This is a genomic window from Actinomadura luteofluorescens (assembly GCF_013409365.1).
In the GTDB taxonomy this organism is placed as follows: domain Bacteria; phylum Actinomycetota; class Actinomycetes; order Streptosporangiales; family Streptosporangiaceae; genus Spirillospora; species Spirillospora luteofluorescens.
In genome coordinates this window covers 9036295-9050105 of sequence record NZ_JACCBA010000001.1, presented here as the reverse complement: position 1 = coordinate 9050105, position 13811 = coordinate 9036295, and the positions used below count along the sequence as shown (strand labels likewise).

At 74.0% G+C, this 13811-nt stretch carries 11 protein-coding genes; 5 read left to right on the top strand and 6 right to left on the bottom strand.

Translation table 11 applies throughout. The annotated features are described in order from the left end of the window. Window positions 1-2: 2 nt before the first annotated feature. Genes BJY14_RS41600 through BJY14_RS41590 form a run of 3 tightly spaced genes read right to left on the bottom strand, consistent with a single transcriptional unit; the run spans window position 3 to window position 2360 of the window. Window positions 3-881, bottom strand: a complete 879-nt coding sequence (locus tag BJY14_RS41600) for a branched-chain amino acid ABC transporter permease (protein ID WP_179848612.1) — start codon at window positions 879-881, stop codon at window positions 3-5. Next, window positions 881-1588, bottom strand: coding sequence for an ABC transporter ATP-binding protein (locus BJY14_RS41595; RefSeq protein WP_179848611.1), 708 nt, complete (start codon window positions 1586-1588; stop codon window positions 881-883). Before BJY14_RS41595 ends, BJY14_RS41600 begins: the two co-directional genes overlap by 1 nt. Further along, window positions 1581-2360 carry an ABC transporter ATP-binding protein gene (locus tag BJY14_RS41590; protein ID WP_179848610.1) on the bottom strand — a complete coding sequence of 260 codons (780 nt, stop codon included), beginning with the start codon at window positions 2358-2360 and terminating at the stop codon, window positions 1581-1583. Before BJY14_RS41590 ends, BJY14_RS41595 begins: the two co-directional genes overlap by 8 nt. A 233-nt stretch (window positions 2361-2593) precedes the next feature. Between BJY14_RS41590 and BJY14_RS41585 the strand changes: the two genes are divergently transcribed. Then, window positions 2594-3196, top strand: coding sequence for a TetR/AcrR family transcriptional regulator (locus BJY14_RS41585; RefSeq protein ID WP_179848609.1), 603 nt, complete (start codon window positions 2594-2596; stop codon window positions 3194-3196). A gap of 10 nt (window positions 3197-3206) precedes the next feature. Here BJY14_RS41585 and BJY14_RS41580 read toward each other — a convergent pair whose 3' ends face one another. Continuing rightward, window positions 3207-4853, bottom strand: coding sequence for a long-chain fatty acid--CoA ligase (locus BJY14_RS41580; protein WP_218905830.1), 1647 nt, complete (start codon window positions 4851-4853; stop codon window positions 3207-3209). Window positions 4854-5703: 850 nt separating this feature from the next. Here BJY14_RS41580 and BJY14_RS41575 point away from each other — a divergent pair. The 4 genes from BJY14_RS41575 (at window position 5704) to BJY14_RS41560 (ending at window position 12303) form a co-directional block, all read left to right on the top strand. Continuing rightward, the gene (locus BJY14_RS41575) at window positions 5704-5895 is read left to right on the top strand and encodes a hypothetical protein (RefSeq protein ID WP_179848608.1); all 192 of its coding nucleotides are present in this window, start codon (window positions 5704-5706) and stop codon (window positions 5893-5895) included. A gap of 169 nt (window positions 5896-6064) precedes the next feature. Next, window positions 6065-6928: a CE1 family esterase gene (locus BJY14_RS41570; RefSeq protein ID WP_179848607.1), complete on the top strand. Its 864-nt coding sequence runs from the start codon at window positions 6065-6067 to the stop codon at window positions 6926-6928. A 69-nt stretch (window positions 6929-6997) separates the two neighbouring features. Continuing rightward, window positions 6998-7297, top strand: a complete 300-nt coding sequence (locus tag BJY14_RS41565) for a trypco2 family protein (protein ID WP_179848606.1) — start codon at window positions 6998-7000, stop codon at window positions 7295-7297. Beyond that, on the top strand, window positions 7294-12303 hold the full coding sequence (locus BJY14_RS41560) for a trypsin-like peptidase domain-containing protein (protein ID WP_179848605.1): 5010 nt from the start codon (window positions 7294-7296) through the stop codon (window positions 12301-12303). The genes BJY14_RS41565 and BJY14_RS41560 overlap by 4 nt, the downstream gene beginning before the upstream one ends. Before the next feature lie 9 nt (window positions 12304-12312). Here the strand turns inward: BJY14_RS41560 and BJY14_RS41555 are convergent, their stop codons facing one another. Continuing rightward, window positions 12313-12522 carry an MbtH family protein gene (locus tag BJY14_RS41555; protein ID WP_179848604.1) on the bottom strand — a complete coding sequence of 70 codons (210 nt, stop codon included), beginning with the start codon at window positions 12520-12522 and terminating at the stop codon, window positions 12313-12315. Continuing rightward, window positions 12519-13805, bottom strand: coding sequence for a lysine N(6)-hydroxylase/L-ornithine N(5)-oxygenase family protein (locus BJY14_RS41550; RefSeq protein ID WP_246396310.1), 1287 nt, complete (start codon window positions 13803-13805; stop codon window positions 12519-12521). Before BJY14_RS41550 ends, BJY14_RS41555 begins: the two co-directional genes overlap by 4 nt. Window positions 13806-13811: the final 6 nt, after the last annotated feature.

The window sequence follows — 13811 nt, the reverse complement described above, 5'->3', positions numbered from 1 at the left end:
GGTCACACCCTCCGTCCGGTGCTCGCGGCGAACAGGCCGTTCGGTCTGATCATCAGGACGGTGATGAGGGCGGCGAGCGCCCCCAGGGCGACCAGCTCCGAGCCGAGGTAGCCGGACACGTAGCTGAGGGCGCAGCCGAGCAGCAGCCCGCCGGTGACGGCGCCCGCGGGGCTGTCCAGCCCGCCGATCACGGCCGCGGTGAACCCGAAGACGAGCATCGCGTCGAACTGGGCGGGCCCGACGAACACCGACGGGGCGATCAGCACCCCGGCGAGGGATCCGACGAGCGCGGCGAGCGCCCAGCCGAGGGTCAGCATCCGGCCGACGCGCACGCCCTGCAGCCGGGCGATCTCGGGCGCGAACGCCGACGCCCGCAGCCGCAGCCCGAGGTCGGTGCGGACGAACAGCAGCGTCAGCAGCACCATGACCGCGGCGACGGCGCCGATGACGAACAGGTCGAACGGCGACAGCAGCAGCCGCGTCCCGCCGGCGGACAACCCCCTGATGGTGAAGGCGGGCGGGTAGGAGTGCGGCGTGTCGCCCCAGATCATGCCCGCGGCCGCCTGGAGCAGCACGAGCAGGCCGAGGGTGACGATCACCGCGTTCAGCGGCGGCTTGTCCTCGACCGGCCGGACCACGACCCGCTCGACGACCGCGCCCAGCACCAGCCCGGACGCCAGCGCGGCGCCGAGCGCGAGCCAGTAGGAGCCGCCCGCGTCGATGACGCTCCAGGCGAGGAACGTCGTGAACATCAGCATGCCGCCCTGCGCGAAGTTCACGACGCGGGTGGAGCGCCAGATCAGCACCAGGGCGAGCGCGACCGCCGCGAACACCGCCCCGGAGGTGATCCCGGCGAGCGTGAGATTGAGGAAGCGCACCATCAGAACCCCAGGTAGGCGTGGCGGAGACGGTCGTCGGCGGCGATGGCGGCGGCGGTCTCGTCCGCCACGACGGATCCGAGGTCCAGGACGACGGCGCGGTCGGCGACCGAAAGCGCGCTGCGAGCGTTCTGCTCCACGAGCAGAACGGTGCGGCCGTCCTCGTCGGACAACCGCCGCAGCACGGCCATCAGCTGGGCGACCACGCGCGGCGCGAGGCCGAGCGAAGGCTCGTCCACCAGCAGCAGCCGCGGCGCGCCGGTGAGCGCCCGGGCCAGCGCGAGCATCTGCCGCTCACCGCCGGACAGGGTGGCCGCGAGGCGGGACCGGCGCTGCGCGAGCGGCGGGAACAGCTCGTACATCTCGGCGACCCGGCGCGCGAGGGCCGCCCGGTCGCGCCGCCACAGCCCGCCGAGCCGCAGGTTGTCCCGCACGGTCAGCTCGGTGATGACGCCGCCGTTCTGCGGGACGTGCGCGACGCCGAGCCGGACGATCTCCTCGACCGCCAGCCCTGTGATGTCGGCGCCGTCCAGCGCGACGCGTCCCGACCGGGGCCGCAGGAGACCGGAGACGGCGCGCAACAGCGTGGTCTTCCCCGCGCCGTTCGCGCCGAGCACCGCGGTCACCGAGCCCTCGTCGACCGACAGGTCCACCCCGCCGAGCGCGCGGACCGCGCCGTAGGCGACGGTGAGGCCCTTCACCTCAAGCACCGGTGACCTCCTCGCCGAGATAGGCGTCGAGGACGGCCGGATCGTCGCGCACGCGCTCGGGCGGGCCGCTCGCGATGACCCTGCCGAAGTCCAGCACGACGACCTGGTCGCAGACGCCCATGACCAGGTCCATGTGGTGCTCGACGAGGACGACGCCGGGCCCGCCGCGCAGCCCGCGGATCAGCCCGGCCAGCTCGTCGATCTCGGCCGCGGACAGTCCGGCGGCGGGCTCGTCCAGCAGCAGCAGGCCGGGCTCGGCCACGAGCGCGCGGGCCAGCGCGACCCGCTTCTGCACGCCGTAGGGCAACTGCCCCGGCAGCCGGGCGGCCTCGCCCGCGACGCCGAGCTCCGCGAGCCGGGCCATGGCCCGCTCGCGCAGGGCCGCCTCGTCGCGGTCGGCGCGCGGCAGCGCGAACAGCCCGCTCCAGAACCCCGCCCTGGCGTGCGGGTCGGCGCCGACCATCACGTTCTCCAGCACGGTCAGCCCCGGGAACAGCCCGAGGCCCTGGAGGGTGCGGGCGATGCCGAGCCTCGTCAGGTCGTGCGGCCGGTGGCGGCCGAGGACCCGGCCCCGCCAGCGCACCTCGCCGGCTTCCGGGCGGACGAACCCGCACACGACGTTGAACAGCGTCGTCTTGCCCGCGCCGTTCGGGCCGATCACCCCGGTGACCCGGCCCTGGGGCGCCGTGAGCGATACCCCGTCCAGTGCGACCAGCCCGGCGAAGCGGACGGTCACCTCTCGAAGTTCCAGGATCGCGGAGGAGCCGGACACGTCGCCTCACCTCGCCGATGAATCAGCGCGAATCCCCCGAGGCCAAAAAACACATACCGACTGGTCGGATTTTATGAAGATAGAATCACCGGGCGCCGCGGTCAACAGCCGATCCGCGCGGGCCCCGCGCCCACCGCGGCGGATCCTCATCGGGCGGTAGGCTGATCCGCGATCTGCGGGCGGCCGCGCCGGGGCGGCGCGAGACCCGGGAGTTCCCGGACGGAGGTGGAGTGATGGCGCAGGCGCCCGCGGGCCGGATCCCCGGCACCCTGCCGCTGCCCGACCGGCTGCTGGCCGTGGCGACCCGGATGTTCGCCGAGAAGGGCTTCGAGAGCACCTCGGTGCAGGAGATCGTGAACGCCGCCGGCGTGACCAAGGGGGCCATGTACCACTACTTCGGCTCCAAGGACGACCTCCTCTACGAGATCTACCACCGGCTCCTCGGCCTGCAGACGTCCCGGCTGGAGCAGATCGCGGACGGCCCCGGCACGGCCGCCGAGCGGCTCCGCGCCGCCGCCGTCGACGTCCTCAACACCTCGTTCCTCTACCTGGACGACTTCACCGTCTTCTTCCGCTCGACGCACCTGCTCTCCCGCGACCGCCGCGAGGCCGTCCGCGCCGAGCGGCGCCGCTACCACGAGCGCTTCCGCGCCCTGGTCGAGGAGGGCCAGCGCGAGGGCACGTTCCGCACCGAGACGCCCGCCGACATCGCCGTCCACTTCTTCTTCGGGACCGTCCACCAGATCGGCGCCTGGTACCGCCCGGGCGGCCGCCTCAAGACGGCCGCCATCAGCGAGCACTACGTGGACCTGTTCCTCCACGGCCTGGAGAACTGAGGACCGCCCGTCAGCGCTCCACCCGCTCGATCTCCAGCGCCGCGTCCTTGTGCCGGGCGCGCAGCGGCTTCTTGTCGAATTTCCCGACGGTGGTCTTAGGGATCTCCTCCAGGAACGTCCAGTACTCGGGGACCTGCCAGCGGGCGACCTTGTCCGCGAGGAACGACGCCAGCTCCGCGGGAGCGGCGGACGCCTCCGGGCGCAGGACGACGCAGGCGAGGGGGCGCTCGTCCCAGCGGGCGTCGGGGATGCCGATGACGGCGGCCTCCGCGACGGCCGGATGGGCCATCAGGTGGTTCTCCAGCTCCACCGAGGAGATCCACTCGCCGCCGGACTTGATGACGTCCTTGGCGCGGTCGGTGATCTGGTAGAAGCCGCGGTCGTCGATGGTGCCGATGTCGCCGGTGCACAGCCAGCCGTCGTCGAACTTCCCGGGCGCGGGGTCGCGGTGGTAGGCGCCGGTGATCCACGGCCCGCGCACCTCGATCTCGCCGACGGACTCGCCGTCCCACGGCAGCTCGGCGCCGGCGTCGTCCACGATGCGCATCTCGACGCCGGCGGCGACGCGGCCGGACTTCAGCCGCCAGTACATGTCCTCGTCGGTGCCGGGCTCGACGCCGGGCGGCGGGAACGCCATGCCGCCGAGCGGGCTCGTCTCCGTCATGCCCCAGCCCTGGATGATGCGCAGCCCGTACCGTTGCTCGAAGCGCTCCAGCAGGACGCGGGGCGCGGCGGCGCCGCCGGAGGTTCCCGCCCGCAGGGACGACAGGTCGATCTCCTCCCGCTCCCCGAGGGACAGGATCCCGTTCCAGATCGTCGGGACGGCCGAGGCCAGCGTGCTGCGCTCGGCGGCGACGAACCTCACCAGGTGCTCCGGCTGCATGAACGGCCCCGGCATGTGCAGCGTCGCCCCGGACAGGAACGCCCCGTACGGCAGGCCCCAGGCGTTGACGTGGAACATCGGCACGATCGTCAGGACGCGGTCGGCCTCGGTGATGCCCACCAGCGACGCCGACTGCACGGCCATCGCGTGCAGGAAGGTGGAGCGGTGCGAGTACACGACGCCCTTGGGGTCGCCCGTGGTGCCGCTGGTGTAGCACATGGACGCGGCGGAGCGTTCGTCCACCGCCGGCCAGGCGTACCCGGGCTCCTCCGCGGCGAGCAGTTCGCTGTAGCGCAGGACGGGCGCCCCGTTCCCGTTGGCCTCCAGGGCCGAGGCGTCGCCGTCCCCGACGACCACGAACGCCTCCACGGCGGGAAGTTCGTGCACGACGCGCGCCAGGAGCGGGACGAGGCTGTCATCGACGATGATGACCTGGTCGTCGGCGTGGTTGATGATGTGTGAGAGCTGCTCGGGGAAGAGCCGGATGTTCAGCGTGTGCAGCACGGCGCCCATGGCGGGCACCGCGAAGTACGCCTCCAGGTGCTCCTGGTTGTTCCAGCAGAACGTCGCCACCCGGTCCCCGGGGCGGACCCCCAGCCTCGCCAAGGCGGACGCCAGCCGCTCGGCGTTGCCGGCGATCTGCGCGAAGGTCGCGCGCCGGGGCGCACCGCCGCCCGTCCACGTCACGCACTCGCTGCGGCCGTAGACGCGCGCGCCGTGCCGCAGGATCGCGGCGACGGACAGCGGAAAGTCCTGCATCGTGCTGAGGATCATGGCATTGCTCCGAGAAGGCCCGCGACGGCGACAGGAACGGCCGGGCGCCGGAAATTCCGCACATACCGACCGGTCGGTTCACCTTATTTTCGCCGCGGCCCGCCGTCAATGTTCCGTCGGCCGGGGGGCGGGGACGCCGAGGGGCCGGACGGTCCCGCGGCGTCCGCCCCGGCGCCGCGGAACCGTCCGGCCCCGGCCTGCCACCGGTCCGCGCCGTCGACGCGCGGGCTCCCCTCCTCGCAGCCCGCCGGCGCCGCCGTGATCCGGTTTCCACTCTCCACAGCGCCCGAGCCCCGTGGCATGTCACACACGTCAGCGGCGCGCTGGTCCACCTGGACCAAAACGGCATGAACGCCCTCGATGGACCACTCCGGGCTCCGCCGGAAACCGCCCCCGATCTGCCGTGTACCGTCCGGTCGGCATTGCGCAGGATGGCGAGCGTCGCATGCGGTCGAGGCACACCGCGAGGGCACAGCGGCGGCCATCGCCGAGGGGGTAACCGCATGTAAACGTAGTCATACCGACCGGTCGGTTTCACCAGTCGAACTTATTGCCATTTCGACTTTGCGGGTCTACGTTGACCGGACGATGGCGAGCGCGCGCCACCATCATGACGGCGCCGTCGCGACGGCGATCATGTCCCACTACGGGATGTCGTCCGGCTTCTTCATCCTGCTGTCGGTGGGACCGCGCGAACCTCGTGGCGTACGGCCAGCTGTCGGACCGGCTCGGCGTCCGCAAGCCCCTCCTGCTCGTCGGCGGGATCGGGCTCGGTCGCGGCCACGGCCTGCTTCGCGCAGCTGGCCGTCTACCCGGACAACGGCTACTACACCTTCGCCTGGCTGTTCAGGTGAAAAAGGCCTCGCAGGACGGCCCCGGCCAGTGGCGGACCTGGTGGTACGTCTGCCTGGGCGGCCAGATCGTGTTCCTGCCGTTCATCTTCGTCATGAGCGGCCGCTGGAGCCCCTGGCGCGCCCGGGAGGACGCCGAGGCGCACCGGCGCGCGGCCGACGAGGAGCTGGCCGCCCTCGCTCGCGACTGACCCGCCCGCCACGTCATCACCGAGGCGGCGGAGGCCGGTTCGGGGCCGGGTTCGTGGCTGCATCGGGGGCGCCTCGTCCCGCGACGCGCGCCGGCGTGCCAAAAAGGGCCGGGCTTTTCTGCGCGCCGGTGCGTAGCCCGGCGGGGCGCGGCGGGCGTTAGATCGCGCTATGAAGATCGCCGTGCGGGCGGCGATGATCGTGGCGCTCCTCGCGACGCTCATCGCCCACCCCCTGCCCGCCGGAGCGTCCGAGGACGCCCCGGGAACGTCGAAGCACACCATTCCCATGGGCGACTGGAACCGCCCCTACCTCCTTCACGTCCCGCCCCAGCGCGATGACGGCGCGCCCGTGCCGCTCATCGTGGCCCTGCATGGCGGCCTGAACGACTCCGAGTACGTCCGCGAGCAGAGCGGGCTCGACAAGGTCGCCGACCGCCACGGCTACGCCGTCGCCTACCCCGACGGGCTCCTCGGCACCTGGAACGCCGGGGCCTGCTGCTGGTTCGCCCGGTGGACCGGCGTCGACGACGTCGCGTTCCTCGACAAGCTGATCGACACGCTGGTGCGGCAGGGCGTCGCCGACCCGCGCCGCGTCTTCGTGACCGGTTTCTCCAACGGCGGCGGCATGGCGTACCGGTACGCGTGCGAGCGGTCGGACAGGATCGCCGGGATCGCCGTGGTGTCGGGCGCCCTCGCGATCGGCTGCACGCCCCGCAAACCGGTGTCGGTGCTGGCCTTCCACGGGACGTGGGACCCGTCGGTCCCCTATACGGGCGGCGGGAACATGGACGCGGACGTCCATTTCCCGTTCATCCCCGTCCAGGTCCTCATGGAGTTCTGGAGATGGGTGGACAAGCTGCCCGCGCTCTCGTGGCCGGTGCCGGACGCGCCGGACGACTGCGTCGGAACGGGCCCGGGCCCCGTCGTCGTCGCGCTCTGCACCCGGCAGCGCGGAGGGCACGAATGGCCGGATTATGCCAGCGAGCTCATGGCCAGGTTCTTCGCGGACAGGCCGTCCCTGCCGAAGACATGACCTCCGTTCAATTCAATCCGGCCCGCTACAAAGCGCTAAACTCTCCCCACTTACGAGTAATGGGGAGCAATGCAGGAAATCGGCTTGGCAGAGGCAGTCAAAGCGATCCGCGACGACCTGGCGCGGGCTCAGCTCGAGGGTGCCGACGAGGAGATCCGCTTCAGCGTGGGGCCGGTCGAGGTCGAGTTCGAGGTCGCCGTGGTCAGGGAGGGCGGCGCCAACGGCAAGGTGAAGGTCTGGGTGGTCGAGGTCGGCGCGTCGGGCAAGCTCGCTCAGACCACCACGCACCGGGTGGCGGTCACGCTGAATCCGCAGGTGGACGGCAAGCCGATCGAGGTGGGTGACCGGCTCCGCAAGCCCGGCCGGTGATCCCTGACGAACCACGCTGGCGCACCGTCGAGGTGCTCGTCGGGGAGGGCGAGGAGGGCTACGGCACCGGCTACCGGATCTCCGCCGGGCTGGTGCTCACCTGCCGGCACGTCCTGGCCGCCTCCGGCACCGTGACGGTCCGGCTCGCCACGCCGGACGAGTCGGTCTCCGTCGCCGCCGAGCGGGTCTGGACCGCCGAGGGCGCCGAGGTCGACCTGGCGCTGCTGCGGGTGGCGGACGGCTCGCTGCCCGCGGTGGCCCCTGCGGTGCTGGCGGACGTCGACCCCTGGAGCACCGGGCGCGCCCGGTTCGTCTCGTGGGGCTTCCCCGCCTCCCACGACCGCGAGAGCGAGCTCGGCGGCGTCCGCGACGTCGACCAGGTCGACGGCGACGTCCTCCTCGGCGCCAACGTCAAGACGGGCCTGCTCGACCTGCACCGCGACGACGCCCCGCAGCGCGCCGGCCGCCGGTACCGGGGCCTGTCCGGCGGTCCCGTCCTGGTCGGCGGCAAGCTGGTCGGCGTCGTACGCTGGGCCGAGCCGGACGGGCCCCTGACCGCCTCCCGCGTCTTCAGCGCCGCCGGACCGCACCGGCCGCGGATCGCCGGCGAGTTCGTCGAGCCCCGGCCGAGCCGGGAGCGGCTGAACGGGCTCCTCGACGGCGCGGGCGTGCGGCTGGACCCGGGCGGCGCGGGGCCGTCCGCGCCGCTGCGCCGGTCGCGGTACTGGTCGACCATCACCAAGCTGCGGGCCCGCTGCCCCGACCCCGCCGACCGGGACGCCGAGCTCGGCCGGCTCCAGGAGTTCGCCACGAGCGGCACGCCCTACCTGTGGCTGGTGGGCGAGCCCTGGGCCGGCAAGACGACGCTCGCCGCCGCCTTCGCCGGGGACCCCGCCCCCGACGTCGTCACGGTCGCGTTCTTCGTGTCCCGGTCGGCCGGCTCGCGGCTGGCCGACTACCGGGCCGCGCTCGCCGACCAGTTGGCCCCGCTGGTCGGCGAGACTCCGACGCCCGGGGTCGTGCCCACCGCGTTCGACCTGGACGACCTGTGGCAGCGCGCGGTCGAGCGGGTCACCGCCGACGGGCGCCATCTCATGCTCATCGTGGACGGGCTCGACGAGGACGACCACCTGCGGCACCGCGAGAGCAGCGTCGCGGCGCAGCTCCCCGAGTACGTGCCGCCGGGCAGCCACGTGCTGGTGACCAGCAGGCACTTCCCCGAGGTGCCCGCCGACGTCCCGGACGGGCATCCGCTGCGCGGGTGCGAGCGCCGCACGCTCGCCGCGAACGAGGCCTCGCGCGCCTCGCGCAACGCCGCCGAGCGCGACCTGCAGCAGCACCTGAGCGACCGGACGAGCCGCGAGGTGCTCGGGCTGCTCGCGGCCTCCGGCGGCGGGCTGGCCGACGAGGACATCGCCCGGCTCACCGGCCTGGACCTCTACGACGTCCGGGAACTGGTCGAGCAGACGATCGCCCGGCTGGTCGAGCGCCGGGAGGACGACGGCCGTGGCCGCTACTCCTTCGCCCACGACCTGATCCGGGAGACCACGACCGAGCGCCTCGGCGCCGAGGCGATGGCGGGCTTCTGGGGGAGGCTGCTCGACTGGGCCGAGACCTACCGGACCGGCGGCTGGCCCGCAGACACCCCCCTGTACCTGCTGGACCGGTTCCCGCAGGCGCTGGCCGACGACGGGGACCTGGACCGCCTGCTGCGGCTCAACGAGCCCGACCGGTGGAGCCGCCTGCTGGAGCGGACCGGCACGGTGGAGCCGGCCGTGCTGACGCTGACCGACTCGATCCGGCTGCTCCTCGCGGCGGGCACCCCCGACCTCGCCGTGATCTACGTGCTGGCGCTGTGGCGCGACCAGCTGCGCCTGCCGGTCCGCGTCCATCCCGAGGTCATCGCGGTGGCCTGGACCGAGCTCGGGGAGCTGGAGCGCGCCGAGCGGATGGCCCGCGACATCCCCGTCGCCTCGATCAAGGCCAACATCCTGATCTCCATGGCGGAGGCGGCGAACCGGGCGGGCGCCGAGACCGAGGCGGCGCTGTGGCTCCAGGAGGCGGAGCTGCTGGCGGGGGGCATCCTGAGCGGGGTGCGCAGGGCCCGGACGCTGGCCCGGATCGCGCTGGCCCTCGGCCCCGGCTTCACCCGCGCCGAGACCCTCCTGGACGAGGCCACCCGGCTCTTCACCTCCGTCGTCCCGTCCCGGATCCGGCGCAGGGAGCTGATGACGGACATGGCCTGCGACGCGGCCCGCGCCGGGCTGTGCGACTCGGTGGAGCGCATCGCGCGGTCGTTCGCCGACCGCAAGCACCAGTGGCCGATCATCGTGGCCGCCGCCCGCGCCGCCGCCGAGCAGGGCCTGCGGGAGGACGCCGAGCGCCTGGCGGGTCTCCTGACCCCCGACGACCTGCGGTGGGAGACGTTCGCCGAGCTCGTGCGGCTGCTGGCCGACCGGGGCGAGTTCGCGGCGGCGCAGGAGCTGGCGGGGACGTCGGTCAACGGGGCCCGGGCGCTCTCCCGGGCGCTCGGCGGCATCGTGCGGGCGCGGGCGCTGCGCGGCGAGCGGGCCGCCGCGGAGGCGATGCTCGCGACCGCGATCGACGCCGTGACGGCCAAGGGCGGCGCGTCCCGGCAGGCGGCGCTCGGCGAGCTGCTCACCTGCGTCGTGGACGCCGGGCTGCTCGACGAGGCCGAACGGCTCACGGCGCTGCTGGAGGGCCATCGCAGGGTGCTCGGCGCGGCCCGTACCGCCGTCGGCGCGCTCGACGCCGGCCTGCCGGACACCGCGATCCGGCTGATGAGGACGGCCGCCGACCTCGTCTCGCTCCAGCCGCGGCGGCAGTGGGCGCCGCTGGTCGAGGCGGCCCCGGATGTCGCGGCGGAAGGCGACCTGGACGCGGCGCGCGGCCTGCTGGCCCTCGCGCTGACCGTGGCCGAGGGGACGTCCCCCAAGGCGGCGCGGGCGGTCAACCTGCTGATCAAGACCTATGTCGCCGAGCTGCGGGGCGCTTCCGGCGTGCTGGAGGCGGGCGTCGACGCGGCGCTGCGCCTCCCGTCCCAGCAGGATCTGCCGTCGGAGACGGCGAGGACCGCGACCGAGCTCGGCCTGACCGGGCTGGCCGTCCGGGCGGCCTTCTTCGTCATCGACGTGCACGAGCGCAACACCCTGCTCGGGACGATCGCGGAGCGGGCCGCGCGGGACGGCCGCCTGGACGTCGTCCACCGGGCGCTGGCCGGCATGAGCCGCACCCGCAAGCAGCTGTTCGCGAGCGTCAACGCCGCCGGTGAGCTGGCCGAGGCGGGCCGTCTCGGCGACGCCGAACAGCTGGTCGACCGGGTGGAGAACGGCTTTCGCCGGGCCACGGGCCTGGCCCGGCTCGCCCGGATCGTCGCGGCCCGGGGCGACCGCGACCGGGCCGTCGCCTACCTCCTGGCGGCGGAGCAGCTGGCTCCCGCGGGCTCGGTGCGGCACCTGACCCAGTCCGAGATCACGGCCGCCGCCGTGGTCGCCGCCCGCCGGGGCCGCTTCGGGGAGGCGGAGCGGATCGCCGCCGTCGTCGACAGCCCCCGGCGGCGGGTCTCGACGCTGGCCGAGCTCGCCGAGACCGCCTACGCCGCCGGGGCCTACCCCCGGGTGGCGCGTTTCCTGACCGCCGCCGAGGAGCTGCTCGGCGGTCTGGACGAGGACTCCCGCGACGCCGTCGCGACGGAGCTGGCGGCGGCCGCGGCCCGGGTCACCGACCTCGACACAGCGCGGCGGCTGGTCGCGCTCGTGTCGGATCCGGCCATGGGCCTGTCCGCGCTGACCGAGGTCGCGCGCGCCGCCCACGGCTTCGGGAACGCCGCCGCGGCCGGGCGGCTGCTGGCCGACGGGGAGAAGCGGCTGGCCGGGTTCGACGCCGACTCCAGCGAGGGGGCGGCGACCGAGCTCGCGGCGGCGGCCGTGGAGACCGGCGACCTGGACCTGGCGGAGCGGCTCGCGACCGGGCTGGCCGACCCGCGGCTGCGGGTGGAGGTCCTGCTGGCGGTCTGCCGGGCGAGCACCGAGCGGCTGCGGGCCCTGCGCCGCCGGGTGGTCCGCGAGGCGCGCGGGGTGCGCAACATGCGGATCCGCGGCGAGCTGCTCGGATCCCTGGCCGCCGCCATCGCGGCCACCGGCAACGCGAACCTGGCGGGCCGGACGATGGACGACGCCGAGACGGCCGTCCGCACCATCGCGATCACCAATCCGGAGCCCCGTTGCCGGGGGCTCGTGGAGCTGGCCCTGCTCGCCGACGCGATCGGCGACCCCGAGCGCGCGCGGCGGCTGCTGCGCGAGGCCGAGCAGCTCGCCGCCACCTACGTGGACGAGCAGCGCCACCAGCGGGCCCTGTCGCACATCGCGCACGCCGCCGCGCAGCTCGGGCTGCTGGACGAGGCGGAGCGGGTGACGGAGATCATGCGGGCGTCGCGGCTGCCGTTCCCCGCGTGGAGCACCATGACCACGGTCGCGGAGCGGGCCGCCGCCCTCGGCGACGCCGGCCGCGCCGTGCGGCTCATCGAGGAGGCGCTGCGGATCGCCCGGAGCGTGCGCGACCCCAAGGTCCGCGGGGCGACGTTCGCGGGGATCGCCGCCGCCGCGCTGCGGGCGGGGCTGCCCGAGCAGGCGCAGGGCATCCTCGGCGAGGAGCCGCAGCACCACCACCGGCAGGGCCCGATCCTGCGGGACATCGCGCTGGCGGTCGCCGCGGCGGGGCGGCTGCCGGAGGCCGAGCGGATGGTCGCCCAGATCCGGTCGCCGGCCCGCCGCCGGGAGGCGTTCGAGGGCGTCATCGCCCGCCTGGTGGAGGACGGCGACCGCGCCGAGGCCGAGCGCCTCATCGTCCAGGGCATCCGGGAGGACGGCTGGCTGCCGCCCCCCGCCGTCATGATGGCGGCGCTGCCGGAGGTGGTCCCGCCGCTCGGCAACGTCCTGCCCCGCATGGCCGCCTTCGAGGAGGCGGCCAGGGCCGAGCGGTCGTGACCGGCGGGCTCACGGCGTCTCGGCGGCCAGGCTCCGCGGGCGGATGTCCTTCCAGTTGTCCATGACGTACCCGATGCAGTCGGACCGGGACTCGGGGCCGTGCACGGTCGTCCACCCGGCGGGGACGTCGGCGAACGCCGGCCAGAGCGAGTGCTGGCCTTCGGCGTTGGCGAGGACGAGGAACGTGCCCTCGGGGTCGTCGAACGGGTTGGTGGTCATGCTCGTGCCTTCCTCTGGACGCCGGGGGTGACGGGGGCGGACCGCCGCGCCACGGACCGGACGATCTCCCCGGTGCGCACGGCGGTCATGGACAGCAGGGAGGAGGCGATCCCGTGGCTGTGCTCGGTGGCCCCCTGCAGGTAGACGCCCCACTCGGGGCCGGGCTCGGTGGCGATGCGGTAGTCGCGCTCGACGACCGGGCGCCCGTCCGGGCCGGTGCGGCAGTGCGCACCCGCCTCGCCGAGCAGGTCGAACGGGTCGCGTTCGCGGTACCCGGTGGCGTAGACGACGGCGTCGGCGTCCAGGTCGGCGACCTCGCCGGTCGGCAGGAACGCGACCCGGACCCGCGCCCCGCCGGCGCCGCGGTCCGCGACGTCCAGGACGCGGGAGACGTTGAGGATGCGCAGCCGCTCGGCGCCCGCGACCTTCTCGGCGTAGGCGCGCCGGTACAGCTCGTCGATGAGGTCGAGGTCCACGACGGAGTAGTTGGTGTTGCGGGAGTACTCGAACAGCATGCGCTTCACGTCGCCGGGCGCGGCGTAGTAGTGGTCGACGGCCTCGGGGTCGAAGATGCGGTTGGCGAACGCGCTGTCGTCGGCGGGCGAGTACCCGTACCGCGCGAAGACCGCGCACACCTCGGTGCCGGTGAACGTGCGGTGCAGGTACTCGACGGCCTCGGCGGCGCTCTGCCCGGCGCCGACCACGACGATCCGGTTCGGGGCCCAGTCCCGGCGCTCGCCGAGCCGGGTGAGCAGGTCCTCGGTGTGCCAGATCCGCTCCCCCGCCCGGACGCCCTCCGGCAGGACGGGTTCGAGACCCGCGCCGATGACGACGTTGCGGGCGAGGTGCGTCTCCAGTTCGTCGCCGCGCCGCACGACGACCTCCAGGGCCTCGTCGTCGTGCGGGCGGAGCGCGACGACCTCCGTCCCGTAGCGGACGCGGCCCTCGAACGCGGCGGCGGCCCATTCGAGGTAGTCGTGGAACTCCAGCCGCGTCGGGAACATCGTCTTGTGGTTGACGAAGTCGACGAGCCGGCCCCGGGCGTGCAGGTAGGCCAGGAACGAGTACGGGCTGGCGGGGTTGCGCAGCGACACCAGGTCCTTGAGGAAGTGGACCTGCATGGTGGCGCCGTCGATCAGCATGCCGCGGTGCCAGCCGAACGCGGGCTGCTTCTCGAAGAACACCGCGTCCGCGCCGCCGTGCTCCTCCTCCAGCGCGACGGCGAGCGCCAGGTTGGACGGGCCGAACCCGATGCCGACGACGTCGCGGACGGGGGTGTGCATGCGCTC

Bases quoted from the DNA above. Each gene is read 5' to 3' on its own strand.
- BJY14_RS41600 (WP_179848612.1), bottom strand. From the start codon at position 881: ATGGTGCGCTTCCTCAATCTCACGCTCGCCGGGATCACCTCCGGGGCG.
- BJY14_RS41585 (WP_179848609.1), top strand. From the start codon at position 2,594: ATGGCGCAGGCGCCCGCGGGCCGGATCCCCGGCACCCTGCCGCTGCCC.
- BJY14_RS41580 (WP_218905830.1), bottom strand. From the start codon at position 4,853: ATGATCCTCAGCACGATGCAGGACTTTCCGCTGTCCGTCGCCGCGATC.
- BJY14_RS41570 (WP_179848607.1), top strand. From the start codon at position 6,065: ATGAAGATCGCCGTGCGGGCGGCGATGATCGTGGCGCTCCTCGCGACG.
- BJY14_RS41565 (WP_179848606.1), top strand. From the start codon at position 6,998: ATGCAGGAAATCGGCTTGGCAGAGGCAGTCAAAGCGATCCGCGACGAC.
- BJY14_RS41555 (WP_179848604.1), bottom strand. From the start codon at position 12,522: ATGACCACCAACCCGTTCGACGACCCCGAGGGCACGTTCCTCGTCCTC.
- BJY14_RS41550 (WP_246396310.1), bottom strand. From the start codon at position 13,805: ATGCACACCCCCGTCCGCGACGTCGTCGGCATCGGGTTCGGCCCGTCC.